A 25,364-nucleotide genomic window follows, 5' to 3' on the forward strand; every position below is an offset into this window, starting at 1 on the left:
TAGGAGACAGCCATGAGCCATCTGCTGGACCGCCTGAACTTCCTGAAATCCACGCGCAAGGACGTGTTTTCGGAAGGGCATGGCCAGACCACGACCGAGAACCGCGACTGGGAGGACACCTATCGCGGGCGCTGGCGGCACGACAAGATCGTGCGCTCGACCCATGGGGTGAACTGCACCGGCTCCTGTTCCTGGAAGATCTATGTCAAATCCGGCATCGTCACCTGGGAAACGCAGCAGACCGACTATCCCCGCACCAGGCCGGACCTGCCCAACCACGAGCCGCGCGGTTGCGCGCGCGGCGCCTCCTACAGCTGGTATCTCTATTCCGCGAACCGGGTGAAGACGCCGCTGATCCGCGGCCGGCTGATGAAGCTCTGGCGCGAAAAGCGCCGGACCATGACCCCCATCGAGGCCTGGAGCGCGATCCAGGCCGACCCGCAGGCGCGCGAAAGCTATACCCGCATCCGCGGCAAGGGCGGCTTCGTGCGCGCGACCTGGGACGAGGCGACCGAGATCGTGGCCGCGGCCAATGCCTATACGGCGAAAACCTATGGCCCCGACCGGGTCTTCGGCTTCTCGCCGATCCCGGCCATGTCGATGATCTCCTATGCGGCGGGCACGCGCTATCTGTCGCTCTTGGGCGGCACCTGCATGTCCTTCTATGACTGGTATTGCGACCTGCCGCCGGCCAGCCCGCAGACCTGGGGCGAACAGACCGACGTGCCGGAATCGGCGGATTGGTATAACGTGGGCTACCTGCTGCTCTGGGGTTCGAACGTGCCGCAGACCCGCACGCCCGACGCGCATTTCTATACCGAGGCGCGCTATCGCGGCACCAAGTCGGCGGTGATCTGCCCCGACTATTCCGAGGCGGCGAAGTTCGGCGACATCTGGCTGAACGCCAAGCAGGGCACCGACGCGGCGCTGGGCATGGCCTTCGGCCATGTCATCCTGCGCGAGTTCCACCTGGACCGGCAGGCCGAATATTTCGAGGATTACTGCCGGCGCTATTCCGACATGCCCATGCTGGTGCGGCTGGAGGAACAGGACGGCCGCCTGATCCCCGGCCGCCAGCTGCGCGCCAGCGATTTCGACGGCGCGCTGGACCAGGCGAACAACCCGGAATGGAAGACGGTCGCCATCGACGACGTGACCGGCCGCATCGTGGTCCCGAACGGCTCGGTCGGCTTCCGCTGGGGCGAGCAGGGGCGCTGGAACCTTGAGCAGAAGGCCGGCGGGGACGAGGTCCGGCTGAAGATGAGCCTGATCCTGGACGAGGATCGCGACGACGTGGTCGGCGTCGACTTCCCCTATTTCGGCGGCGCCGCGACCAATGGCTTCGCCGTCGACGACCGCGGCGCGGTGCTGACCCGCAACGTGCCGGTCAAGCGGCTGACCCTGGCCGATGGCCAGCAGGCGCTGGTCGCCACCGTCTTCGACCTGTTCTGCGCCAATTACAGCCTGGACCGGGGCCTGGGCGGCGAGAACGTCGCGCGCGACTATGACGCCGACGTGCCCTTTACCCCCGCCTGGGCCGAGCGCATCACCGGCGTGCGCCGCGACAAGATCATCCAGGTCGCGCGCGAATTCGCCGCCAATGCCGAAAAGACCAATGGGCGGTCGATGATCATCATCGGCGCGGCGATGAACCATTGGTTCCACATGGACATGAACTATCGCGCCGTCATCAACATGCTGGTGATGTGCGGCTGCGTCGGCCAGTCGGGCGGCGGCTGGGCGCATTACGTCGGCCAGGAAAAGCTGCGCCCGCAGACCGGCTGGACGGCGCTGGCATTCGCGCTGGACTGGGCGCGCCCGCCGCGGCACATGAACGCGACCTCGGCCTGGTATGCCCATACCGACCAATGGCGCTACGAGACGGTCAGCGCGCAGGAGATCCTGTCGCCGACCGCGCCGGCGGGCGACTGGAACCGGCTCAGCCTGATCGACTACAACATCCGCGCCGAGCGGATGGGCTGGCTGCCCTCGGCCCCGCAGTTGAGGACCAACCCGCTGGAGGTCGGCCGTGCCGCCAAGGCCGAAGGCATCCCCGCCAGGGATTACGTCGCGCGCGAGCTGAAGTCAGGCGATCTGCAGATGTCCTGCGAAGACCCCGACGCGCCCGAGAACTGGCCGAGGAACCTGTTCGTCTGGCGCTCGAACCTGCTCGGTTCCTCGGGCAAGGGGCATGAATATTTCCTCAAGCACCTCTTGGGCACCGATCACGGCGTGCAGGGCAAGGATCTGGGCCAGGAGGGCCGGCAGAAGCCGGTCGAGGCCGCCTGGCACGAGCAGGCGCCGGAGGGCAAGCTGGACCTGCTGGTCACCATCGACTTCCGCATGTCCACCACCGCCGTCTATGCCGACATCGTCCTGCCGACCGCCAGCTGGTATGAAAAGGACGACATGAACACCTCGGACATGCATCCGTTCATCCACCCGCTGCAAGCGGCGGTGGACCCGGCCTACGAGTCGAAATCCGACTGGGAGATCTTCAAGTCCATCGCCCGCAAGTTCTCGGAGATCGCGCCCGAGGTGCTGGGGGTCGAGACCGACGTGGTGCAGCTGCCCCTGCAGCACGACAGCGCCGGCGAGATCGCCCAGCCCTTCGTGCAGGACTGGAAGCTGGGCGAATGCGAGCTGATCCCCGGCAAGACCGCGCCCGCCTATATCGAGATCGAGCGCGACTATCCGAACCTCTACAAGCGCTTCACCGCGCTGGGCCCCTTGATGGAAAAGCTGGGCAACGGGGGCAAGGGCATCAGCTGGGACACCAAGGACGAGGTGCATCACCTGCAGGCGCTGAACGGCCGCGTGACCGAAGAGGGCGCGACCAAGGGCATGGCGCGGATCGAGACGGCGATCGACGCCGCCGAGGTGGTGCTGATGCTGGCGCCCGAAACCAATGGCGAGGTGGCGGTCAAGGCATGGGCCGCGCTCGGCCGCGCCACGGGCCGCGACCACGCCCATCTGGCCGAGGTCAAGGAGGACGAGAAGATCCGCTTCCGCGACATCGCCGCCCAGCCGCGCAAGATCATCTCGTCCCCCACCTGGTCCGGCATCGAAAGCGAGGAGGTCTGCTATAACGCTGGCTGGACCAACGTGCATGAGCTGATCCCGTGGCGTACCGTCTCGGGCCGCCAGCAGCTTTACCAGGACCACGAATGGATGCGCGCCTTTGGCGAAAGCTTCGTGACCTGGCGCCCGCCGGTGGACCTGAAGACCGTCGGCGCGGATGCGAGGAAGTCGCTGGCCGCGGGCGAAAAGCACGTAGTGCTGAACTTCATCACCCCGCACCAGAAATGGGGCATCCATTCGACCTATACCGACAACTTGCTGATGCTGACGCTGAACCGCGGCGGCCCGGTGGTGTGGATATCCGAGATCGACGCCAGGAAAGCCGGGCTGGTCGACAACGACTGGGTCGAGGTCTTCAACAGCAATGGCGTCATCACCGCGCGCGCGGTGGTCAGCCAGCGCATGAAGGAAGGCAGCATGTTCATGTATCACGCACAGGAAAAGATCGTGAACACGCCCGGCAGCCAGATCACCAACCTGCGCGGCGGCATCCACAATTCGGTGACGCGCATCGTGCCCAAGCCCACCCACATGATCGGCGGCTATGCGCAACTGGCCTATGGCTTCAACTACTACGGCACCGTGGGGGCCAACCGCGACGAATTCGTCATCGTCCGCAAGATGAACAAGGTCGACTGGCTCGACCAGCCCGCAACCCAAAAGATGGAGGCAGCGGAATGAAAGTGCGTGCGCAAATCGGCATGGTGCTGAACCTGGACAAGTGTATCGGCTGCCATACCTGCTCGGTGACGTGCAAGAACGTCTGGACCTCGCGCGAAGGCGTCGAATACGCTTGGTTCAACAACGTCGAGACCAAGCCCGGCATCGGCTATCCCAAGGACTGGGAAAACCAGAAGCGCTGGAACGGCGGCTGGGTGCGGACCCGCTCGGGCCATCTGCGGCCCAAGCAGGGCGGCAAGTGGCGCATCCTGGCCAATATCTTTGCCAACCCCGACCTGCCCGAGATCGACGATTTCTACGAGCCCTTCGATTTCGACTACGACCACCTGAAATCGGCGCCCGAGATGCAGGCCTTCCCGACCGCAAGGCCGCGATCCAAGATCTCGGGCGAGCGGATGGAAAAGATCGAATGGGGCCCGAACTGGGAGGAAATCCTGGGCGGCGAGTTCGAGAAACGCAGCAAGGACTACAACTTCGAGGGCATCCAGAAGGACATCTACGGCGAATATGAAAACACCTTCATGATGTATCTGCCGAGGCTTTGCGAGCATTGCCTCAACCCGGCCTGCGTCGCCTCTTGCCCCTCGGGCGCGATCTACAAGCGCGAAGAGGACGGGGTGGTGCTGATCGACCAGGACAAGTGCCGGGGCTGGCGGATGTGCGTGTCCGGCTGCCCCTACAAGAAGATCTATTACAACTGGTCCACCGGGAAGTCGGAAAAATGCATCCTGTGCTATCCCCGGCTTGAATCGGGCCAGCCCACGGTCTGTTCGGAAACCTGCGTCGGCCGCATCCGCTACCTGGGGGTGATGCTCTATGACGCGGACAGGATCGCCGAAGCCGCGGCGGCGGAATCGGAAATGGACCTCTACGACGCGCAGCTGGGCGTGTTCCTGGACCCGAACGACCCCGAGGTGATCGCCGCCGCCCGCGCCGAGGGCGTGCCCGAGGACTGGATCCGCGGCGCGCAGCGCTCGCCGATCTGGAAGATGGCGATGGAATGGAAGATCGCCTTCCCGCTGCACCCGGAATATCGCACCCTGCCGATGGTCTGGTATGTCCCGCCGCTGTCGCCGATCCAGAACGCGGCCGAGGCGGGCAAGATCGCAGCGCAGGACGACATGCCCGACGTGCGCAGCCTGCGCATCCCGCTGCGCTACCTGGCCAACATGCTGACCGCGGGGGACGAGGCCCCGGTCGCCGCCGCGCTGGAGCGGATGCTGGCCATGCGCAGCTACATGCGTTCCAAGACGCTGGACGGGGTGGTGAACCTGGGCGTGGCCAAGCGCGTCGGCCTGACCCCGCACCAGATCGACGAGATGTATCAGCTGCTCGCCATCGCCAATTACGAGGACCGCTTCGTCATCCCGACCACGCATCGCGAGATCGTCGAGGACGCCTATGACCTGCGCGGCGGCTGCGGCTTTACCGACGGGCACGGCTGTTCGTCGGGCGACACCCCCTCGCTCTTCGGCGGCAAGAAGTTCCGCAGCCCGCAGGAGTTCATCGCATGAAAAGCTTCAAGGCCCTTTCCGCGCTGCTTTCCTATCCCAGCGAGGAGTTGATCGCCGCGCTGCCCGAAATCGACGCGGTGCTGCATGCCGAGGGGCTGCTTGGCCCCAAGCGCATGGAGGAAATCGCCCGGCTGCTGCAAGAGCTGCGCCAGGGCGACCTCTACGACCTGCAGGAACGCTATGTGCTGCTGTTCGACCGCTCGCGCAGCCTGTCGCTGAACCTGTTCGAGCATGTGCATGGCGAAAGCCGCGACCGCGGCGGCGCCATGGTCGATCTCTTGGAAACCTATCGCGCCGGCGGCTTCGACCTGGTCGGGCCGGAACTGCCCGACCACCTGCCGGTGCTGCTGGAATACCTGTCCACCCGGCCCTTGCCCGAGGCCGAGGCGCTGCTGGCCGATGCCGCCCATATCCTGGTCGCGCTGGCCGACCGGCTGACGCGGCGCGAAAGCGCCTATGCCGGCGTGCTGAGCGCGCTGGTGACGCTGGTCGTGACCGAGCCGCCCGAACTGCCCGAGGAGCTGGCCGCCGTTCCCGACGACGACCCCGAGGATCTGGCCGCGCTGGATGCCGTCTGGGAAGAGGCGCAGGTCACTTTCGGTCCCGACCCCAATGCCGGCTGCCCGGTCAGCCGCGACATCCTTGCCCGCATGGACGCCCCGCGCGTCGCGAACCCGGCGCAATGAGGAGGAGCAGATGAACAATTTCCTTTTCGGGATCTATCCCTATATCGCCATCACGGTGATGATCCTCGGCTCGATCATCCGCTATGACCAGGATCCGTTCAGCTGGAAATCCAAGTCCAGCCAGATCCTGCGGCGGCGGCAATTCGTCATCGGTTCGGTCCTGTTCCATGTCGGCGTGCTGGTGATCTTCTTCGGCCATCTGGTCGGGCTCCTGACCCCGATCGCGGTGTTCGACGCCTTCGGCATCAGCCATGGCGCCAAGCAGGTGCTGGCGATGACCGCCGGCGGCATCGCCGGGGTCATGGCGCTGGTGGGCGGCGGGATGCTGCTGCATCGCCGGCTGACCGACCCGCGGGTGCGCGCCCATACGACGCTGGCCGATACCGGCATCCTGGCCCTGCTGGTCGCCCAGCTGGTGCTGGGGCTTGCGACCATCCTGGTCTCGATGCAGCACCTGGACGGGCACGAGATGACGCGGCTGATGTCCTGGGCGCAGGGCATCGTCTATTTCCGCTCGGGCGCGGCGGATCACCTGGTGGGCGTGCATTGGCTCTTCAAGCTGCATATCCTGCTGGGGCTGACCATCTTCCTGCTGTTCCCGTTCACCCGGCTGGTCCACATGATCTCGGCCCCCGTGCGCTACCTGTGGCGGCCGGGCTACCAGATCGTGCGGACCAAGCGTTACCCGGCCAAGCGCCACCCGGCGGAGTAAGCGGCGATGGAGGTGAAACCGCTCTTGCCGCCCGTCGTCGTGAACGGCGTGACCCTGGACCCCGGCCGCATCGCGGCCGAGGCGCAGAACCACCCCGCGCCCAAGGGCAAGCCCGGCCATGCCTGGCGCGCCGCCGCGCGGGCGCTGGCGGTGCGCGAGCTTCTGCTGCAGGAAGCCCGCGCCCAGGGCATCGCGGCCGAACCGGCCGAGCTTGCCCCCGGCCAGTGGGAGACCGAGGACGAGGCCGCGATCCGCGCCCTGCTGGACCAGAAGATCCGGCCCGCGCCCGCCGACGAGGCGGCGCTGGCCGCGCATTACGCCGCCCATCCCGAACAGTTCCGCGCCCCCTCGCTTTTCGAGGCGGCGCATATCCTGTTCGCCGCCGCCCCCGACGATGCCGAGGCCCGTGCCCAGGCGCAGGCCAAGGCCGAGGCGGTGCTGGCCCAGTTGCGCGCCCAGCCGCGCCGCTTTGCCGAACTGGCGGCCGAGTTGAGCGCCTGTTCTTCCAAGAATGCCGGCGGGGTTCTGGGGCAGCTGACCTCGGGCGATACCGTCCCCGAGTTCGAGGCCGTGCTGGCCACGATGGAGGAAGGCGCGCTGGCCCTGGCCGAAACCCGCTATGGCCTGCATGTCGTCCGCCTGGATGCGCGCGCGCAGGGCGCGGTGCTGCCGTTCCAGGCCGTGCTGCCGCAATTGCGCCAGGCGCATGACAAGGCGGCCTGGCTGCGCGCCAGCCGCGACTACCTGGACGGGCTGGTCGCCGGGGCCGAGATCTCGGGCGTTTCCTTCGACCAGGAAAGGCGGGCGTGATGCAACTGGCCTATGTCAGCCTGCCCGGCCGCGGCGCGAACGACCGCTTCCTTGCCGCCCTTGCCGGGGCGGCGCAGGCGGCGGGGCTGCGGCTGGCCGGGACGGTGCAGACCAACCCCGAGCGCGAGGGCCGCGTCAAATGCGACATGGACCTGCGCGTGCTGCCCGACGGCCCGGTGCTGCGCATCAGCGAGGATCGCGGCAACGGCGCCCGCGGCTGCCGGCTGGACGCCGGCGTGCTGGAGGCGGCGGTGCTGGGCGTCGCCGCCGCGCTGCCCGGCGCCGACCTGCTGCTGGTCAACAAGTTCGGCAAGCAGGAATCCGAGGGCCGCGGCTTTGCGCCCCTGATCGCCGAGGCGCTGTCGCGCGGCATCCCGGTGCTGGCCGGGGTGAACGGGCTGAACCTGCCGGCGTTCCAGGCCTTTGCAGACGGGCTCGCCATGCCGCTTCCCGCCGATCAGGCGGCGGTCATGGGCTGGTGCCAGCGGGCCTGCCGGCTGCAGCCCGCCTGACCTGCAAGGCCGCCAAGGCCCCCAAAGCCCCCAAGGCTCATGCAACGAAAAAGGCCCGGTCGTCGCGACCGGGCCTTTCTTTTCGTGGTGCGCTTCAGGCTGTCCGCCTTGCGCCCGAGACCGGCTTTTTCGCCACGCGCGGCCGCGCCAGCACCGGCAGGTAGAGCAGGGCGAAGCCGCCGAAGGCCAGAACCCACAGCGTCCCCGACAGGTGCAGCAGCCAGACCTGCGCCGGCAGTACCCCGGCCAGCAGCCGCAGCACCACCGAGGCGGCGAGCGCCAGGTAAAGCGCCGTGGTGCCGCGCCCAGCATGCAGCGCCCGCCCGCTATGGCCCAGGCTCGCCCGGCTCATCACCGCCAGCGTCATCAGCCCGATGGCGCCGGCCAGCCAGACATGCCGCGCCGGTGCCGCCGCCATCAGGCCCAGGCCCGCCGCCGCCTCGGCCCAGAAGCCGAGCGCCAGGAAGCCATAGGCCAGGTGCAGCACCCAAAGCAGCGGCTCGGCCCCGGTCCGCGCCCCCTGCCAGCGCGCCAGCCGCCACAGATGCGCCGCGCCGCAGGCCAGCATCAGCCAGGGCATGGCCCGGCCGTCGGGCAGGGCGACGAAGCCCGCCAGCGTCACCCCGGTCAGCCCCAGCACCAGCCCGTCGCCGCGGTCGAAGGGCGCCGGCAGTTGCTGCGCCCCCCGCGCCGCCAGCCAGTTGCGGGTGAAGCTGGGGATGATGCGCCCGCCGATCAGCGCGATCAGCATCAGGCCCGCGGCCAGGCCCAGCCGCATCCCCATGCCCTCGAAGGCCGCGTCGCCGCGGGCGGCCTCGGCATGGAACAGCGCGTTGCCGGCGGCGAACAGCCCCAGCAGCGCCAGAACCGGCAGGTTGCGCCAGTTCCGGCCATGCAGGATCTCGCGCGCCAGGAAGGCCAGCAGCATGAGCCCGCAGGCCAGATCGGCCAGCAGGACCACGCGCCAGTCGAGCAGCGCCGAGACCCCGACCGCGGCCCGGCCCAGAAGCCACAGCCCGACCAGCCCGGCCAGGGGCGCCCCCATCACCGGCAGCCGCCCGGTCCAGTTCGGCACCGCGGTCAGCAGGAAGCCGGCGATGACCCCGCCGAGATAGCCGTAAAGGAATTCATGGGCGTGCCAGCTGAACGGGTCGAAGGCCAGGGGCAGGATCTCGGCCCCCGCCAGCATGGCCACCCAGATCGCCATGGCCAGCGCCGCCCAGAGCGCCGAGATCAGGAAGAAGGCGCGGAAGCCGTGGCTCAGCAGCACCGGCCCGCGATAGTTGCGCATGCGTTCCGAGGTGGACATCGCGCGTCTCCGTCAAGATGGGGTCATGGGCAGGGGGCGGCGCCGGGGCGCGCCTCCAGGAACCCTTGGGCAAAGATGGCGCCGGGCTGGATGCGGCGCAAGCCGGCCAGCGCGTCCTGCGCCGAAAGCCCGCTTTCCAGCAGTTGGGCGTAAAGCCGGGTCACGGCGGCGAAATCGCCCGGCTGCGGCGAAAGCCGCAGCGCGGCGACGCCGGCATCGCGCAGGGCATCGGCCTGTCCCGCGACGCTCATATGCGTATAGCTCAGCGTCTGCACGCCGTTCACGGTCAGGAAGGGCTGGCCCTCCAGCGTCTCGACCGTGCGGCCGTCGGGATCCTCGGCGCAGACGAACTGGCAGCTGTCCTTGGCGCGGTCGTGCAGCCGCGCGTGATAGCAGCGCCCCGAGATCGCCAGCGGCGCCCGGCCATGGCCCCAGACCTCGACCGCGACGCCGGCGTCCTGCCCGGCGCGGGCCAGCTGCGCCACCGATTCCAGCGGCAGCTCGGGCGGCAGGCAGATGCGCTGCGCGCCTTTCGCGGCCAGCCACTCCAGCGTGCCCTCGTTATAGACGTTGACCGTCGGGCCGACCCAGAAGGGGGCGCCCTCGGGCAGGTGCTGGAGCGCGGTCAGGTCGGCGATCTCGACCGGCAGGCCCGAGGCGAACAGCTCGGCCGTCTGCCGCCGCTCGCGCTTGAGCGTGATCAGCGTCAGCGTGGAAAGCGCCACCTCCTTGCCTGCGGCCTGCAGCACCTCGACCGCGGCGGGGATCTCGTGCTGCCAGAAGGGCAGGCGCTTCGAGCAGACCCATTCGCCGATCACAACCCGCTGAACGGGGGTATCGGCCAGCGTCCGGTAAAAGGCGCGGACCTGCTCCGCGCTCCAGAAAAAGGCGATGGGGCCGACGGTCAGGTCCATGGTCATCTCCAGGTCTTGGCATAGGCGCCGGTGGTCGCGGCCTGGCCCTCGGTCAGCCGCGCAAGCAGTCCCTCGGGCATGGGCGCGCCCTGGTCGGCAGCCTCGACAGCGGCGCGGAAGGCGCGCACCACCTGCGCCACATAGGCGCGAGAGCGTTGCCGCCCCTCGATCTTCAATGCGCTGACCCCGGCCTTTTGCAGCGCCGGGATCAGCCGGGTCGCGTCCAGGCTGACCGGATCCTCGAAGATATGGCCGGTCTGGCCGCCGCCCTTGCCGTCGGGCGAGCTGAAGCAGCCCTTGCACAGCGTCGGATAGGGCACCGGCATCCCCTTGGGCGTGCGGTGGATCAGGAAATCGCCCAGCCGCGCCTCGTGATTGCCGGCGACATCGGCGTAGGCGACGTGGCTGGCGGGCGAGCAGACGCCGTTCATGTTCGGCGACAGCCCGGTGGCATAGGAGGACAGCGAACAGCGCCCCTCGGCCATGACGCAGAGCCCGCCAAAGACGAAGACCTCGGTTTCCACCTCGATCTCGCGGTTGATGGCGGTGATCTCCTCGACCGACAGCACGCGGGGCAGCACGACCCGGCGGATGCCGAAGGTTTCGGCATAGAAGTTGATCGCGTCGGGATTGGCGGCGGCGGCCTGCACCGACAGGTGCAGCCGCAGGCCGGGATGGGCCTCGGCGGCATGCGCGATCAGGCCCAGGTCGGCCAGGATCACCGCATCCGCGCCCAGCCGGGCGGCGTCGCCGACGGCGCGGTGCCACAGCGCCTGGTCGCCGGCGCGCGGGAAGGTGTTGATCGCCACCAGCACATGCGCGCCGCGGGCATGGGCATAGGCGATGCCCTCGGCCAGTTCCTCGCGGCTGAAGTTCAGGCCGGGGAAGTTGCGGGCATTGGTTTCGTCGGCAAAGCCGCAATAGACCGTATGCGCCCCCGCATCGACCGCGGCGCGCAAGGCCGCCGGGGTTCCGGCCGGGCAGACCAGCTCCATCATGGCATCACCTCTTGTCGGGACAGGACCAGCCCGCTTCTGCGCGCGACCAGCGCCGAGCCGCGGCGCAGCCAGCGGTCCAGCGGCCGGCCGGTCAGCGCCGCCAGTTCCTCGGTCAGGTCCAGCTCGGCATCGTCCAGCGCATTGCGCAGCGCCAGAACCGCCGAGGTATCGCCGCCGATCTGCAACTCGCCGGAAAAGAACAGCGCGTCCCCGTCCTCGGCGCCATGCAGCATGGCAAGGAAGGCCGCCAGCCCGCCCCGGATCGCGGCGTCATGCTCGGGCTCGGGGGCATGGCGCGGATGGGCGGTCAGCCGCCGCGCCTGGGGCTGCATCAGCAGCAGGAACGGCCCGTCGCTGACATCGAGCAGGAAGCGCGCCTGGCCATAGGGACCAAGGCGCGCCAGGATCGCCGGGTTCTTCGCGGCGATCCGGCGCAGGAACGCGGTCAGCGCCAGGCCAAGGGCCGGGCGGGAAAGCGGCGGGGGCGGAAGCCGCATCAGCAGCGGCGGCAGGGTGGGGCGCTGGGTCATGTTCCGGGTCTAGGCCGATCAATCGGCGCTGTGATTGATATTCGTCAAATCAGCCGCGGAAATTCCCGCCTAGCCTTTCCGCCATGATCCGCCCGCCTTGCCGCGGGCCTGCCGGAGCCCTTGATGCGCAGCCTTCCCTCATTTCCCGACCTGCGGGCCTTTCTGTCCTGGCTGGAGGCGCGGGGCGAGTTCGCGCGCATCGCCGAGCCGGTGTCGCTGCGCCACGAGATGACGGCGGTCGAGTTGGCCTGCCTGCGCCGCGGCGGGCCGGCGCTGCGCTTCGACCGGCCCGAGGGCGCGCGCATCCCCGTCATCGCCAATCTTTTCGGCACCAGGGCGCGGGTCGCGGCCGGGTTGGGCCTGCAGCCGGACGAGGTCGCGGGCTTTGGCGAATTCCTGGCCGCGCTGCGCAGCCCGGCCCCGGTCGAGGGCATGCGCGACGCCATGTCGCGCTGGCCCATGCTGCGCGCGGCGCTGGCGACGCGGCCGAAGCTCTTGCGCCACGGCCCGGTGCAAGAGGCCGAACTGCCCGGCCTCGATTCGCTGCCGGTGCAGACGCCCTGGCCCGAGGATGGCGGGCCGCTGATCACCTGGCCGGTGGTGCTGACCCGGCCGCAGGACAGCCGGGCCGAGGATCTGACCCGCTACAACCTGGGCGTCTATCGCGCGCAGGTGCTGGGCCCCGACCGGCTGATTCTGCGCTGGCTGGCGCATCGCGGCGGTGCGGCGCATCACCGCAGCTGGGCGCAGGCGGACGAGCCGATGCCGGTCGCCATCGCGCTTGGCGCCGATCCGGCGCTGCTGCTGGCCGCCGCGCTGCCGCTGCCCGAGACGGTTTCCGAACTGGGTTTTTCCGGCGTGCTGCGCGGCGCGCGGACCGAACTGGTTGCGGCGCAGACCGTGCCGCTGATGGTCCCCGCCCGCGCCGAAATCGTCATCGAGGGCTGGGTGCATCCCGGCGAGACCGCACCCGAGGGCCCCTTCGGCGACCACACCGGCTATTACAACGCCGTCGAGTCCTTTCCGGTCATGCGCGTCAGCCGCATCACCTGCCGGGGCGATCCGCTTTACCTGTCGACCGTCACCGGCCGGCCGCCCGACGAGCCCTCGGTCATCGGCGAGGTGTTCAACGATCTCGCCCTGCCGGTGATCCGCGCCCAGATCCCCGAGATCACCGACCTGTGGCTGCCGCCCGCCGCCTGTTCCTATCGCATGGCGGTGGTGGCGATCGACAAGCGCTATCCCGGCCAGGCGCGGCGGGTGATGATGGCGCTGTGGGGGATGCTGCCGCAATTCAGCTATACCAAGCTGGTGGTGGTCGTGGACCGCGACATCGACGTGCGCAGCTGGGACGACATCGCCTGGGCGATCTCGACCCGGATGGACCCCGGCCGCGACGTGATGCTGCTGGACCGCACGCCGATGGACTACCTGGACTTCGCCTCGCCCGTCGAGGGGCTGGCGGGCAAGCTGGGGCTGGACGCCACCACCAAGATCGGCGCCGAGACCAGCCGCGAATGGGGCCGTGTCATGCGGCTTGACCCGACGCACGAGGCGCGGGCCGAGGCGCTGCTGGCCGCGGTGCTGCCATGAGGGTGGTGCTGGGCGTCTCGGGAGCCTCGGGCGCGATGCTGGCGCTGGATTGCGCCCGCGCGCTGGCCCGCGCCGGGGCGGAAATCGACCTGGTCGTCTCGGACATGGCGCGGCGCACGCTGGCCGAAGAGGTCGGGCTGGACGCGCTGACCGCCTTGCAGGCGCTGGCCGCGCGCGTGCATGCGCAGCGCGACCTGGGCGCGGCCATCGCCTCGGGGTCGTGCCCGGTCGCGGGCATGATCGTCGCGCCCTGTTCCATGCGCAGCCTCGCGGCCATCGCGCATGGCTTCGACGACGGGTTGCTGACCCGCGCCGCCGGGGTGCAGCTGAAGGAACGCCGGCCGCTGGTGCTGCTGGCGCGCGAGGCGCCGCTGACCCTGGCGCATCTGGAAAACATGCAGGCCGCGACCCGGATGGGCGCGGTGATCCTGCCGCCGGTGCCGGCCTTCTACCTGCGCCCGCAAAGCCTGGCCGAAGTCACCGCCCAGATCGCCGCCCGCGCGGTCGATCTGCTGCGCCTCGGCCCGCCCCTGGCCCAAGCCTGGGCCCCCTCTCGACCCGCCCCCCATGGAGGAGACCATCATGACTGACATCACCCTTGCCCCAGATACCCCCGTCGGCGACATCGCCGCCCGGCTGCCCGGCGCCGCCGAGGTGTTCCGCCGCGCCGGCATCAGCTTTTGCTGCGGTGCCAGTGCCGGCCTGGCCGAAGCCGCCGAAAAGGCCGGTGTCGCCCTGCCGGCGCTGACCGCCGAATTGCAGGCGCTGATCGACAATGCCGGCCGCGACGCCCCGACCGAGACCTCGGCGCTGATCGACCATATCCTGAGCCGCTATCACGACACCCACCGCGAGGAGCTGGGCTGGCTGATCGGCCTGGCCGACCGGGTCGAGATGGTGCATGGCGACCATGACGAGGCGCCCCTGGGCCTGACCGAGGCGCTGATCGCGCTGCGCGACGACCTGGAATCGCACATGGCCAAGGAGGAAACCGTGCTGTTCCCCGCCATCCTGCAAGGCGGCGGCGCCATGCTGGCCGGGCCGATTCGCATCATGCGGGCCGAGCATGAGGATACTGCCGAGCTGCTGCGCCGGATCGAGCATGTGACCCATGGCCTGACCCTGCCGGCCGGCGCCTGCGGTTCGTGGACGGCGCTTTACACCGGCTTGCGCAAGCTGTGCGACGACGTGGTCGCCCATATCCATCTGGAAGAGGAAGTCCTGTTCCCGCGCGTCCTTGCGTCGTGACCGGGCGCGGGGCTTTCGGCTGGCCGGATGCCCCGCCTGCGTGTTCAGCGCGCCCCGGCGTTGCGGGCCGGGACGTCGAAGCGCGCGCGTTTCAGGATCGTGCCCTCGGCGTCGACGGTCAGGCGCAGCGCCTGGTTCCGGAAGAAAAAGGTCAGGCGATGGCGCCCGGCATCCTCGCCCTCGCCGGTCTCGCAGCGGGTGGTGATGCGATTGGCGCGCATCAGTTCGGGCACCTGGCCCGGCTCGACGCCGAAGGCCGCGGCCAGTTCCTGCGCCTCGACGATAAAACCCTGTTCGGTCAAGTCGATCCTGGTCATGCCATTGCCCTCCGGGGTGTCGTCCTGTCCGGCATATGGGGATGCGCCGGGCGTTTGGCCATGGCGAGGGTCGGATAAGACACGACTTTCATCAAGAAAGGCGCGGGCGAGTGTCTCGCGCCGCGCCTGTTTCCCCCCTTGGGCGGTGGTCGCCGGCCCCGGTCAGTTGACCTGGGCCAGTTCGGCATCCATGCGCTCGCGCGCCTTCTTGGGCATCTTGGCGGTCTTGGCGGCGTCGAGGTTATCGGGCGCCTCGCCCACCTGCACCAGCCCGACCATGCCCATGCCGAAATGCGGCGTGCATTTCACGCCATAGAGCCCCGGTTCGGTCACGGTCAGCGTATAGGATTCGTTGATCTTGCTTTTGAAGGTTTCCACGCCTTCGGGCAGGATTTCCTTGATCGCTTCGACGTTGTGGCTCTTGTCGGTGGGGACGAAGTTGATGACGTCGCCGGGCTCGGCGCGGACAAAGGCCGGCTCGAACACCATGGCGCCCGATTCGCCCTTGTTGAGCATATGCACCTCGTGGGTCGCAGCGAACGCGGGGGCGGCAAGGGCCAGCAGCGCGGCGGCAGCAGCGGCGAGGGAGTTGTGGAACATCGTGTTCTCCTTGGTGGTCCGGGCGGCAAACCCGCCCGTCGTGTCTTGTTCTAGGGCCGTTGCGCGACGCATGGCTTGAGATAAGTCAAAAGCAGAGGGAAAAACTCGGATTCCGTCATGACAGAATGTCGCAGGGCGGCGTCCCTGTCCGCGACCTGCCCCCTGTGACCTCGCGTCATTGTATTTGGCTTGACCTAGATCAACGCTTGCGGCCGGGCAAAGGCATAGACCGGCAACATGTGCCGCCGCGCGAACCATAAACGGGCCCAGCGCCTTTTCGCCTTTGCCGCGATTCTCCTTCTTCTCGTTGCGGGATGGGCGGGGACGGGTGCGGCGATGCCCGCCCACCTGGCCGCGGCGGCGTCGGGCCCCTTGCAAGAGGTCGTCATCTGCGCCGAGGGCCATGCCCGCACCGTCTGGCTGGACGCCCAAGGCAACGAACATCCCGCGCCGCAGGAATGCCGCGACTGCCCGGTCTGCCACCCGCCGCTGCTGGCCTCGGGGGTCGACCCCGTCCTGCCGGCCCGGCCGATGCCCTGGGTGCGCCCGGCCGTGACGCCGGGCGCGGCGCAGGTGCGCGGTGCGGTCCGTCCGGTGCTGGTGCTGACGCGCGGCCCCCCGTCTTTCCCCTCTGCCTGGACCCATGCGGTCCCGTCGCCTGCGGGCGACAGCCTCTGGTCTGATGCGGGCGATCCGCGCCAGCCGATGCGCCGGGTCCAGGCAATTGCCATGGATGCCCGAGCATGAAGATCCTCCGCCTTGTCCTGACGATCGCATCGCTGTTGCTGCCGGCCCTGCCGGCCGCCGCCGAAAGCGTGCTGGCGCAGCTGCTGCCGGAGCAGAACGCGGGCGAGCTGGTGCCCGGCGCCGACGGTTTCGGACCGATCCGCGCCGATCTGGCCGTGGCGCCGGTGCTGAAGGGGGGCGAGACCGTCGCCCATGCCTTCGTCACCTCGGATTTCGTCGGCACCACCGGCTATTCCGGCAAGCCCATCCATACGCTCGTCGCGCTGGACAAGGACGCGAAGGTGGCCGGCGTCCGGCTGGTCAAGCATTCCGAACCCATCGTGCTGATCGGCATCCCCGAGGCCAAGGTCAAGGCGCTGGTCGAGGGCTACCGGGGCCTTGACCTCGTGGCCGAGGCGCAATCGGGCGGCACGGCGCATGAGGTCGAGATCATCTCGGGCGCCACGGTCACGGTGATGGTGATCGACGATTCCATCGTGCGCTCGGGGCTGAAGGTCGCGCGCGCGCTCGGCCTTGGCGGGCTGGCCGCCGAAACCGTGGCCGCCGGCCCGAAGTTCGAGATCGACCCCGACGCGGCCCCCTCGGCCGACTGGCACGAGATGGAGGGCGACGGCACCCTGCGCCGGCTGTCGCTGGACGTGGGCCAGGTGAACGCGGCCTTTGCCGCCAATCCCGACCGCCGCGCCGCCGAGCGCGCGCTGTCCGAGGCGCCGGACACCACCTTCATCGAGATGCAGGCCGGGCTGGTCTCGGTCCCGGCCATCGGCAAGGCGCTGCTGGGCGATGCGCAGGCCGCGAACCTGCAGGCCTGGCTGGCGCCGGGCGACCAGGCCATCGCGGTGATGGGCCGCGGGCTCTACAGCTTCAAGGGCTCGGGCTATGTCCGCGGCGGCATCTTCGACCGCATCGTGCTGATCCAGGACGACGTCTCGGTGCGCTTCCGCGACCGCGACCATCGCCGGCTGAACGCCGTCGCTGCCGATGGCGCGCCGGATTTCACCGAGATGGACCTGTTCAAGATCCCCGCGGCTTCGGGCTTCGACCCGACCAAGCCCTTCCGCATCCAGCTGCTGGTGCATCGCGAGGTCGGGCCGATCGAGAAGGTCTTCCACACCTTCGACCTGGGCTATCAGCTGCCGCAGAAATACCTGCGCAGCGTTGCCGCCCCCGCACCCGCGCCCGAGGCGGCGGCACCCGTGGCCCAGTCCGACGAAAGCCAGGCCCAGGCGCAGCTGTGGAAGCGGATCTGGCTGGATTCCAAGCCCAAGATCGCCGGGCTTGCCGCCATGCTGCTGGTGCTGACGGGGGCATTCTTCTTCCAGAGCTTCGCGACCCGGAACGAGCGCGCCTTCTACATCTTCCGCATGGGCTTTCTGACCGTGACGCTGATCTTCCTGGGCTGGTATGCCAATGCGCAGCTTTCGGTCGTGAACCTGATGGCGCTGTTCGGCAGCCTGGTGAACGGCTTCAGCTGGCAGGCCTTCCTGCTGGACCCGCTGACCTTCATCCTGTGGTTCGCGGTCGCCGCCGCGCTGCTGTTCTGGGGCCGGGGCGCCTATTGCGGCTGGCTTTGCCCCTTCGGCGCGCTGCAAGAGCTGACCAACCAGATCGCGCGCAAGCTGCGCATCCCGCAATGGACGCTGCCCTGGGGCCTGCACGAGCGGCTGTGGCCGGTCAAATACATGATCTTCCTGGGCCTTTTCGGCGTCTCGCTGATGAGCGTCGAGCAGGCCGAGCATCTGGCCGAGGTCGAGCCCTTCAAGACCGCGATCATCCTGAAATTCATCCGCGCCTGGCCCTTCGTGGCCTATGCCGCGGCGCTGCTGATCGCCGGGCTCTTCGTCGAGCGCTTCTATTGCCGCTACCTGTGCCCGCTTGGCGCGGCGCTGGCGATCCCGGCGCGGATGCGCATGTTCGACTGGCTCAAGCGCTATCACGAATGCGGCAATCCCTGCCAGATCTGCGCCCAGCAATGCCCGGTGCAGTCGATCCACCCGACGGGCGAGATCAATCCCAACGAATGCATCAACTGCATGCATTGCCAGGTGCTTTACCAGTCCAAGACCACCTGCCCGGTGGTGATCCGCAAGTTGAAACGGCGCGAGGCCGTGGCCGCCGGCAGCACGCCCAAGCTGGGCCAGCCCCCGGCCGGCCATCCCAACGCCACCCGCAAGATCGAAGCTTGAACACACGAAAAGGAGTTCGACCATGGAAACCAAACAGCAAAACGGCCTGAGCCGCCGCGCGCTTCTGGGCGCGACCGCCGGCGGTGCGGCCATGGCCGGCGCGTTCGGGGGGCGCCTGGCGCTGGGACCGGCCGTGATCGGTGCGGGCGCCGCGGGCGTCGCCACCGCCGCCGGCAGCGGCGCGGCGCTGGCCGCCAGCGGCGACGGCGCGGTCGCGCCGGGCCAGCTGGACGACTATTACGGCTTCTGGTCCTCGGGCCAGACCGGCGAGCTGCGCATCCTGGGCGTTCCCTCGATGCGCGAGCTGATGCGGGTGCCGGTCTTCAACCGCTGCTCGGCCACCGGCTGGGGCATCACCAACGAGTCGATCCTCATCCACGAACGCACCATGAGCGAGCGGACGAGGAAGCACCTTGCCGCCAACGGCAAGCGCATCCACGACAACGGCGACCTGCACCACGTCCACATGTCCTTTACCGAGGGCAAGTATGACGGCCGCTTCCTGTTCATGAACGACAAGGCCAATACCCGCGTGGCGCGGGTGCGCTGCGACGTGATGAAATGCGACGCCATCCTGGAGGTGCCGAACGCCAAGGCCATCCACGGCCTGCGCCCGCAGAAATGGCCGCGCAGCAACTATGTGTTCTGCAACGGCGAGGACGAGGCGCCGCTGATCAACGACGGCACCACGATGGACGACATCTCGACCTATGTGAACGTCTTCACCGCCGTCGATGCCGACAAGTGGGAAGTCGCCTGGCAGGTGCTGGTCTCGGGCAACCTCGACAACTGCGATGCCGATTACGAGGGCAAATGGGCCTTCTCGACCTCGTATAACTCGGAGATGGGCATGACCCTGCCCGAGATGACCGAAGCCGAGATGGACCATGTCGTGGTCTTCAACATCGCCGAGATCGAAAAGGCCATCGAGGCCGGCAATTTTGAAGAGATCAACGGCTGCAAGGTGCTGGACGGCCGGAAAGAGGCGAACAGCCAGTTCACCCGCTACATCCCGATCGCCAACAACCCGCATGGCTGCAACATGGCCCCGGACAAGAAGCACCTGGTCGTCGCGGGCAAGCTGTCGCCCACGGTGACGGTGCTGGACGTGACCAGGTTCGACGCGGTGTTCAACGAGAATGCCGATCCGCGCAGCGCCGTGGTGGCCGAGCCGGAACTGGGCCTGGGCCCGCTGCACACCGCCTTCGACGGGCGCGGCAACGCCTATACCTCGCTGTTTCTCGACAGCCAGGTGGTCAAGTGGAACATCGAGGAGGCGATCCGCGCCTATGCCGGCGAGCAGGTCGATCCGATCAAGGACAAGATCGACGTGCATTACCAGCCCGGCCACCTCAAGACGGTGATGGGCGAGACGCTGGACGCCAGCAACGACTGGATGGTCTGCCTGTCCAAGTTCTCGAAGGACCGCTTCCTGAACGTCGGGCCGCTGAAGCCGGAAAACGACCAGCTGATCGACATCTCGGGCGACAAGATGGTGCTGGTCCATGACGGCCCGACCTTTGCCGAGCCGCATGACGCCATCGCCGTGCATCCCTCGATCATGTCGAGCGTCATCAAGTCGGTCTGGGACCGCAACGATCCCATGTGGGCCGAAACCCGCAAGCAGGCCGAGGCCGACGGCGTCAACATCGACGAATGGACCGACCAGATCATCCGCGACGGCAACAAGGTGCGGGTCTACATGTCCAGCGTCGCGCCCAGCTTCTCGGTCGAAAGCTTCACCGTGACCGAGGGCGACGAGGTCACGGTCATCGTCACCAACCTTGACGAGATCGACGACCTGACCCACGGTTTCACCATGGGCAACCACGGTGTCGCCATGGAGATCTCGCCCCAGCAGACCTCGTCGGTGACTTTCGTCGCCGCCAATCCGGGGGTGTACTGGTATTATTGCCAGTGGTTCTGCCATGCGCTGCACATGGAAATGCGCGGCCGCATGATGGTCGAGCCGAAGGCGGCCTGATCCCATGCGCAGCCTGCTGACCCTTGCCCTTGCCCTGCTGCTTGCCTGGCCCGCGCTCGCGGCCGAGCATGTCGTGGCGCCGGGCCAGGGCAGCCTTGCCCAAGCCATCGCCGGGGCCGCCCCCGGCGATGTGCTGCGACTGCAGGACGGGGTCCATGCCGGCCCCGTCGCCATCGACCGTCCCTTGACCGTCACCGGCAGCCGTGCCGCGGTGGTGGACGGGCAGGGACGGGGCACGGTCGTCACCATCGCCGCGCCCGACGTCACCTTGCAGGGCTTTTCCGTCACGGGCTCGGGCATGGCGAACAAGGATCTGGACGCCGGGGTCAAGATCCTCAAGGGCGCCGACCGGGCGCAGGTGCGGCAGTTGCGGCTGACCGGGAACATGCACGGCATCGACGTGCATGGCGGCCGCGACGCCCAGGTCGTCGGCAACGAGATCATCGGCACCCGCGACCCGCGCATGAACGAGCGCGGCAACGGCATCTATGTCTGGAACAGCCCCGGCACGCTGGTGCAGGGCAATTCCGTCCGCTACGGCCGCGACGGCATCTTTTCGAACGCCAGCGGCGACAGCGCCTATCGCGACAACCTGTTTCGCGACCTGCGCTTTGCCGTGCATTTCATGTATACCCGCAACACCGAGGTGTCGGGCAATGTCAGCATCGGCAACCACCTGGGCTTCGCCATCATGTTCTCGGACCGGGCGGTGATCCGCGACAACCGCAGCCTGGGCGACCGCGAGCATGGGCTGATGCTGAACTATGCCAACAATGCCGACGTGACCGGCAACCTGATCCGCGGCGGCACCAAGAAATGCCTGTTCATCTATAACGCCCACAAGAACCTGATCTGGGACAACCGCTTCCAGGATTGCGGCATCGGCATCCACTTCACCGCCGGGTCCGAGCGCAACGTGCTGACCGCAAACGCCTTTGTCGGCAATCGCGAGCAGGTGAAATACGTGGGCACCCGCCATATCGAATGGAGCCACGAGGGGCGCGGCAATTTCTGGTCCGACCATCCGGGCTTCGACCTGAACGGCGACGGCATCGCCGACGGCGTCTATCGCCCCAACGACCTGATGGACCATATCCTGTGGTCGCAGCCCGCCGCCGCGCTTCTGACCGGCGCCCCCGCCGTGCAGCTGATCCGCTGGAGCCAGCAGAGCTTTCCCGCCACCCTGCCGGGCGGCGTGCAGGACAGCGCGCCCCTGATGCGACCCCTGACCATCCCCGTCCCGCCCGAGATCGCGGCCTACGAGGCCGAGGTCGCGGGGCGTTGGGCAAAAGGAACCTACGATGACATCGACCCTGACGATCTCACGTCTCACTAAGCGCTTCCAGACCGTCGAGGCGCTGGCCGAGGTCTCGCTGGACCTGGGGCCGGGGATGCGCGTCGCGCTTTTGGGCCATAACGGCGCGGGCAAGTCCACGATGATGAAGATCATCCTGGGCCTGATCCCCTTTGACGCGGGCGAGGTCCGGGTCTGCGGCGCCGCGCCCGGCTCGGCCCAGGCGCGGATGCAGGTGGCCTATCTGCCGGAAAACGCCGCCTTCCACCCGGCCCTGACCGGAGAGGAGCAGATCCGCCACTACCTTTCCCTGCGCGGCGAAAGCCCGCGCCGGGCCATGGAACTGCTGGAGCGGGTGGGGCTGGCCAAGGCCGCGCGCCGCCGCATCGGCACCTATTCCAAGGGCATGCGCCAGCGCGTCGGCCTGGCCCAGACGCTGATCGGGCGGCCGCGGCTTCTGGTTCTGGACGAGCCGACCTCGGGGCTCGACCCGGTGTCGCGGCGCGACTTCTATGCGCTGCTCGACGGGCTGGCGGCCGAGGGGGCGGCGATCCTCTTGTCCTCGCATGTGCTGACCGAGGTCGAGGCCCGCACCGACCGCATCCTGATCCTGTCGCAGGGCCGGCTGGTGGCCGAGGGCACGCTGGCCGAGTTGCGCCGCCGCGCCGCCCTGCCGGTGGGGCTGACCGTGGTCCCCGCGCCCGGCGCGGCCGAGGCGCTGGCCGCCGCGTTGCCGCAGGCGCGGCTGGCGGGCGACGGCACGCTGCACCTGGCCTGCGCGCAGGACGAAAAGCTGGGCCTGCTGGCGCGCATCGCCGGGCTTGGCGGCCAGGTCGCGGACCTGGACGTGATCCCGCCCAGCCTCGAGGACATCTACAGCCATTTCAGCCGGAGGGACGGGCAATGATCCGCCGCATCCTTTCCACCGCGGCGCTGGAGTTCCGCATCGCGCTGCGCAACCGCTGGGTCGCCATCGCCACCGCGCTGATGGTGGTCTTTGCGCTGGTGCTGGCGGCGGCGGGTGCCGCGCCCACCGGCGACATCGGCGCCGACCGGCTGTCGGTCGTCGTCGCCTCGCTGACCTCGCTTGCCGTCTACCTGGTGCCGCTGCTGGCGCTGCTGATGAGCTTCGATGCCGTCGCCGGCGAGGTCGAGCGCGGCACCTTGCCCTTGCTGCTGACCTATCCCGTGGCGCGGGCCGAGGTGCTGGCCGGCAAGCTGGTCGCGCATATGGCGATTCTGGCGCTGGCGGTGGGCGCGGGCTACGGCGCGGCGGCCCTGGCGGCGGTCTGGAGCGATCCGGCCTCGACCGCGGGGCTTCCGGCGCTGTGGCGGCTGATGTGGAGCTCGACCCTGCTGGGCGCGACCTTCCTGGGCGCCGGCTATGCGCTGTCCAGCATCGCGCGCCGGCCCTCGGGCGCGGCCGGGCTGGCGGTCGGGCTGTGGCTGGGGCTGGTGGTGCTTTACGACCTGGCCCTGCTGGCGCTGATCGTCGCCGATGGCGGCGGCGGCTTCACCACCGAGGTGCTGCCGGTCGCGCTGCTTGCCAACCCGGCCGACGCCTTCCGCCTGTTCAACCTCTCGGCCGCCCAGGCCACCGCCGCCGCTGCCGGCGTCGGCGGGGCCGCCGCGACCATCCCGCTTTGGCAATCGGCGCTGTCGGTCCTGGCCTGGCCGCTGGCCGCGCTTGGCCTTGCCATTGCCGCATTCCGAAAGGTCACGCCATGAGACATGCGCTGCTGCTGGTGCTGCTGCTGGGCCTTGCCGCCTGCCGCGAGGAGGTCGCACAGGACACCACGCCGGTCGAGATGAACGCCCAGACGCTGGGCCATTTCTGCCAGATGAACCTGCTGGAGCATCCCGGCCCCAAGGCGCAGGTGCATCTGGAGGGGATGCCGGGCACGCCGCTGTTCTTCAGCCAGGTCCGCGACGCCATCGCCTATGCCAGGATGCCCGAGCAAAGCCACCCGATCCTGGCCATCCAGGTGAACGACATGGGTGCGCCCGGCGCGACCTGGGAAGAGCCGGGGCAGGGCAACTGGATCGAGGCGAAGGACGCCTTCTTCGTCATGGGCTCGGTCCAGGTCGGCGGCATGGGCGCGCCCGAGGCGGTGCCCTTTTCCAGCCGCGAGGCCGCCGATGCCTTCGTCGCCGCGCAGGGCGGGCAGGTGATGCGGCTGGACGCGATCCCCGACGAGATGGTGCTGGCGCCCGAGGAGACCGTGCCCGACGCCAGCACGGAAGCCGATTTCATCAACCGCCTGCGCGCGCTGAGCCAACCCAAGGAGCCCGCGACATGAGCCTGTCCCGCCGTCGCTTTCTGACCATCACCGCCGCCGTGGCGCTTGCGCCCGCGGCCCTGCGTGCCCAGCCCGGCCGGCATTGGGTCGGGCAGGCGCTTGGCGCCCGCGCCTCGATCCGCATCGACCACCCCGAGGCCGAGGCGATCACCGCCCGCTGCCTGGCCGAGATCGACCGGCTGGAAGGCATCCTCAGCCTCTATCGTCCCGACAGCGCCCTGTCGCGGCTGAACCGGGACGCGGCGCTGGAGGCGCCGCCCTTCGAGCTGCTGGAATGCCTGTCGCTGGCCGGCACGGTGCATCGCGCCAGCGGCGGGCTGTTCGACCCTACCGTGCAGCCGCTCTGGTCGCTCTGGGCCGAGGCCGCCTTGGCCGGCCGCCGCCCCACCGCGGACGAGCGTCGCGCGGCGCTGGCGCGCACCGGCTGGGAGCGGGTGCGGCTGGACGCGGCGCGCATCACGCTGGAGCCGGGGATGGCGCTGACGCTGAACGGCATCGGCCAGGGCTATGTCGCCGACCGCGTCGCCGCGCTTCTCGAGGCCGAGGGGCTGGGCGACATCCTGATCGACACCGGCGAATTGCGCGCCCTGGGCAGCCGGCCCGACGGCACCGACTGGCCGGTGCGGCTGGCCGAGGGCGGCGCGGTGGGCCTGCGCGGCCGGGCGCTGGCGACATCGGCGCCGCTGGGCACCAGCTTCGACCAGGCGGGGCGCGACGGCCATATCCTCGACCCGCGCAGCGGCGCGCCGGCGCGTCCGGCCTGGCGCGCGATCAGCATCTCGGCCCCCGGCGCGGGCTTGGCCGATGCGCTGTCCACCGCCGCCTGCCTGGCCGGCGACCGGCAGGAGATCCTGGCGCTGCTGGCCCGTTTCGACGGCGCCCGGCTTGAAGCGGCGCCGCGCGGGGCATAGCGTTCCGCCATCGGACCCGGTGGCCGCCGCGCCAGGGCCGCGCGGCGGGTTTTGCATGTCCGGCGGCGGCCGCGACGCGGCGTCATCCTGACGGGGTTGTGAAAAATTTACAAAAACCCGCAGGCGCGCGTCAATTTATTTACAAAATTCTCTTTTTAAAAAAATGGTTTACTGGAAAAGAAAACTCATATTAACATGAGCGCAACCGGTGTTCCGGCGCCCGTTTGCGGCACCTTGAGGAGGGTGCGGGCGTCCCGGATCTACCCTGTCGCGAGTAGAGGAGGCGCGTCATGTCCGTTGAAAATGTTGCGAAACATCCCATTCCGCCCGGCTTCGAGGATGCCCTGGTCCAGCCGGCCGATTACGCCCGCATGTATGCCGAATCGATCTCGGACCCCGACGGGTTCTGGGGCCGCGAGGGCAAGCGGCTGGATTGG

Annotated in this window: 24 protein-coding genes; 18 read left to right on the forward strand and 6 right to left on the reverse strand. The window is 68.8% G+C overall.

Annotated elements, in window-relative coordinates; translation table 11 throughout:
• Window positions 1–12 precede the first annotated feature (12 nt).
• The 6 genes from IT40_RS14625 to IT40_RS14650 are packed head-to-tail and all read left to right on the forward strand — an operon-like array spanning window position 13 to window position 7,996.
• Window positions 13–3,762 (forward strand): nitrate reductase subunit alpha, encoded by a 3,750-nt coding sequence (locus tag IT40_RS14625; protein WP_036756554.1) that lies wholly within the window; start codon window positions 13–15, stop codon window positions 3,760–3,762.
• Window positions 3,759–5,276 carry a nitrate reductase subunit beta gene (gene narH, locus IT40_RS14630; RefSeq protein ID WP_036756557.1) on the forward strand — a complete coding sequence of 506 codons (1,518 nt, stop codon included), beginning with the start codon at window positions 3,759–3,761 and terminating at the stop codon, window positions 5,274–5,276. Before IT40_RS14625 ends, narH begins: the two co-directional genes overlap by 4 nt.
• Window positions 5,273–5,962 (forward strand): nitrate reductase molybdenum cofactor assembly chaperone, encoded by a 690-nt coding sequence (gene narJ, locus IT40_RS14635; RefSeq protein WP_036756559.1) that lies wholly within the window; start codon window positions 5,273–5,275, stop codon window positions 5,960–5,962. Before narH ends, narJ begins: the two co-directional genes overlap by 4 nt.
• Before the next feature lie 10 nt (window positions 5,963–5,972).
• The gene (narI, locus tag IT40_RS14640) at window positions 5,973–6,674 is read left to right on the forward strand and encodes a respiratory nitrate reductase subunit gamma (RefSeq protein ID WP_036756561.1); all 702 of its coding nucleotides are present in this window, start codon (window positions 5,973–5,975) and stop codon (window positions 6,672–6,674) included.
• A 6-nt stretch (window positions 6,675–6,680) separates the two neighbouring features.
• Window positions 6,681–7,484, forward strand: a complete 804-nt coding sequence (locus IT40_RS14645; RefSeq protein ID WP_036756563.1) for a peptidylprolyl isomerase — start codon at window positions 6,681–6,683, stop codon at window positions 7,482–7,484.
• Window positions 7,484–7,996, forward strand: coding sequence for a DUF2478 domain-containing protein (locus IT40_RS14650; RefSeq protein WP_036756566.1), 513 nt, complete (start codon window positions 7,484–7,486; stop codon window positions 7,994–7,996). Before IT40_RS14645 ends, IT40_RS14650 begins: the two co-directional genes overlap by 1 nt.
• Before the next feature lie 94 nt (window positions 7,997–8,090).
• On the opposite strand, the gene IT40_RS14655 is transcribed toward IT40_RS14650, so the two are convergent.
• Genes IT40_RS14655 through ubiT form a run of 4 tightly spaced genes read right to left on the reverse strand, consistent with a single transcriptional unit; the run spans window position 8,091 to window position 11,747 of the window.
• Window positions 8,091–9,305: an NnrS family protein gene (locus IT40_RS14655; RefSeq protein WP_036756569.1), complete on the reverse strand. Its 1,215-nt coding sequence runs from the start codon at window positions 9,303–9,305 to the stop codon at window positions 8,091–8,093.
• Window positions 9,306–9,328: 23 nt separating this feature from the next.
• Window positions 9,329–10,219 (reverse strand): ubiquinone anaerobic biosynthesis protein UbiV, encoded by an 891-nt coding sequence (gene ubiV / locus IT40_RS14660; RefSeq protein WP_036756572.1) that lies wholly within the window; start codon window positions 10,217–10,219, stop codon window positions 9,329–9,331.
• A 2-nt stretch (window positions 10,220–10,221) separates the two neighbouring features.
• Complete coding sequence (ubiU, locus tag IT40_RS14665; protein ID WP_036756575.1) at window positions 10,222–11,214, reverse strand: ubiquinone anaerobic biosynthesis protein UbiU; 993 nt, start codon at window positions 11,212–11,214, stop codon at window positions 10,222–10,224.
• Window positions 11,214–11,747 (reverse strand): ubiquinone anaerobic biosynthesis accessory factor UbiT, encoded by a 534-nt coding sequence (gene ubiT / locus IT40_RS14670; protein ID WP_036756577.1) that lies wholly within the window; start codon window positions 11,745–11,747, stop codon window positions 11,214–11,216. The genes ubiU and ubiT overlap by 1 nt, the downstream gene beginning before the upstream one ends.
• A gap of 123 nt (window positions 11,748–11,870) precedes the next feature.
• On the opposite strand from ubiT, the gene IT40_RS14675 reads away from it, so the two are divergent.
• From IT40_RS14675 to ric, 3 genes are read left to right on the forward strand one after another with little or no spacing between them, the layout of a single operon-like run.
• Window positions 11,871–13,340 carry a UbiD family decarboxylase gene (locus IT40_RS14675; RefSeq protein WP_036756580.1) on the forward strand — a complete coding sequence of 490 codons (1,470 nt, stop codon included), beginning with the start codon at window positions 11,871–11,873 and terminating at the stop codon, window positions 13,338–13,340.
• Window positions 13,337–13,930 (forward strand): UbiX family flavin prenyltransferase, encoded by a 594-nt coding sequence (locus IT40_RS14680; protein ID WP_036756583.1) that lies wholly within the window; start codon window positions 13,337–13,339, stop codon window positions 13,928–13,930. Before IT40_RS14675 ends, IT40_RS14680 begins: the two co-directional genes overlap by 4 nt.
• The gene (gene ric / locus IT40_RS14685; RefSeq protein WP_036756587.1) at window positions 13,923–14,588 is read left to right on the forward strand and encodes an iron-sulfur cluster repair di-iron protein; all 666 of its coding nucleotides are present in this window, start codon (window positions 13,923–13,925) and stop codon (window positions 14,586–14,588) included. Before IT40_RS14680 ends, ric begins: the two co-directional genes overlap by 8 nt.
• A 44-nt stretch (window positions 14,589–14,632) precedes the next feature.
• Here the strand turns inward: ric and IT40_RS14690 are convergent, their stop codons facing one another.
• Together IT40_RS14690 and IT40_RS14695 are read right to left on the reverse strand one after the other, a co-directional pair.
• Window positions 14,633–14,905, reverse strand: coding sequence for a DUF6522 family protein (locus tag IT40_RS14690; protein WP_036756589.1), 273 nt, complete (start codon window positions 14,903–14,905; stop codon window positions 14,633–14,635).
• Between the two features lie 162 nt (window positions 14,906–15,067).
• Window positions 15,068–15,505, reverse strand: a complete 438-nt coding sequence (locus IT40_RS14695) for a pseudoazurin (protein WP_036756592.1) — start codon at window positions 15,503–15,505, stop codon at window positions 15,068–15,070.
• Between the two features lie 336 nt (window positions 15,506–15,841).
• On the opposite strand from IT40_RS14695, the gene IT40_RS28685 reads away from it, so the two are divergent.
• The 9 genes from IT40_RS28685 to IT40_RS30085 all read left to right on the forward strand — a co-directional run.
• Complete coding sequence (locus IT40_RS28685; protein ID WP_036756595.1) at window positions 15,842–16,252, forward strand: hypothetical protein; 411 nt, start codon at window positions 15,842–15,844, stop codon at window positions 16,250–16,252.
• On the forward strand, window positions 16,249–18,438 hold the full coding sequence (locus tag IT40_RS14705; RefSeq protein ID WP_036756598.1) for a NosR/NirI family protein: 2,190 nt from the start codon (window positions 16,249–16,251) through the stop codon (window positions 18,436–18,438). Before IT40_RS28685 ends, IT40_RS14705 begins: the two co-directional genes overlap by 4 nt.
• Window positions 18,439–18,460: 22 nt before the next feature.
• Window positions 18,461–20,422, forward strand: coding sequence for a TAT-dependent nitrous-oxide reductase (gene nosZ / locus IT40_RS14710; RefSeq protein WP_036756601.1), 1,962 nt, complete (start codon window positions 18,461–18,463; stop codon window positions 20,420–20,422).
• A gap of 4 nt (window positions 20,423–20,426) precedes the next feature.
• Entirely contained in the window at window positions 20,427–21,758 is a 1,332-nt protein-coding gene (locus IT40_RS14715; RefSeq protein WP_036756604.1) for a nitrous oxide reductase family maturation protein NosD, read from the forward strand.
• On the forward strand, window positions 21,724–22,623 hold the full coding sequence (locus tag IT40_RS14720; RefSeq protein WP_036756605.1) for an ABC transporter ATP-binding protein: 900 nt from the start codon (window positions 21,724–21,726) through the stop codon (window positions 22,621–22,623). The genes IT40_RS14715 and IT40_RS14720 overlap by 35 nt, the downstream gene beginning before the upstream one ends.
• Complete coding sequence (locus IT40_RS14725) at window positions 22,620–23,444, forward strand: ABC transporter permease (RefSeq protein WP_036756607.1); 825 nt, start codon at window positions 22,620–22,622, stop codon at window positions 23,442–23,444. Before IT40_RS14720 ends, IT40_RS14725 begins: the two co-directional genes overlap by 4 nt.
• Window positions 23,441–24,016 (forward strand): nitrous oxide reductase accessory protein NosL, encoded by a 576-nt coding sequence (locus IT40_RS14730; RefSeq protein WP_036756609.1) that lies wholly within the window; start codon window positions 23,441–23,443, stop codon window positions 24,014–24,016. Before IT40_RS14725 ends, IT40_RS14730 begins: the two co-directional genes overlap by 4 nt.
• A complete protein-coding gene (locus tag IT40_RS14735; protein ID WP_084197137.1) occupies window positions 24,013–24,927 on the forward strand; it encodes an FAD:protein FMN transferase in 915 nt (304 codons plus the stop codon). Before IT40_RS14730 ends, IT40_RS14735 begins: the two co-directional genes overlap by 4 nt.
• Window positions 24,928–25,298: 371 nt before the next feature.
• The coding region (locus tag IT40_RS30085) for an acetyl-coenzyme A synthetase N-terminal domain-containing protein (protein WP_244274025.1) at window positions 25,299–25,364 on the forward strand (66 nt) is incomplete at its 3' end.

It is taken from the genome of Paracoccus versutus, assembly GCF_000763885.1.
GTDB classification, from domain to species: Bacteria; Pseudomonadota; Alphaproteobacteria; order Rhodobacterales; family Rhodobacteraceae; genus Paracoccus; species Paracoccus versutus.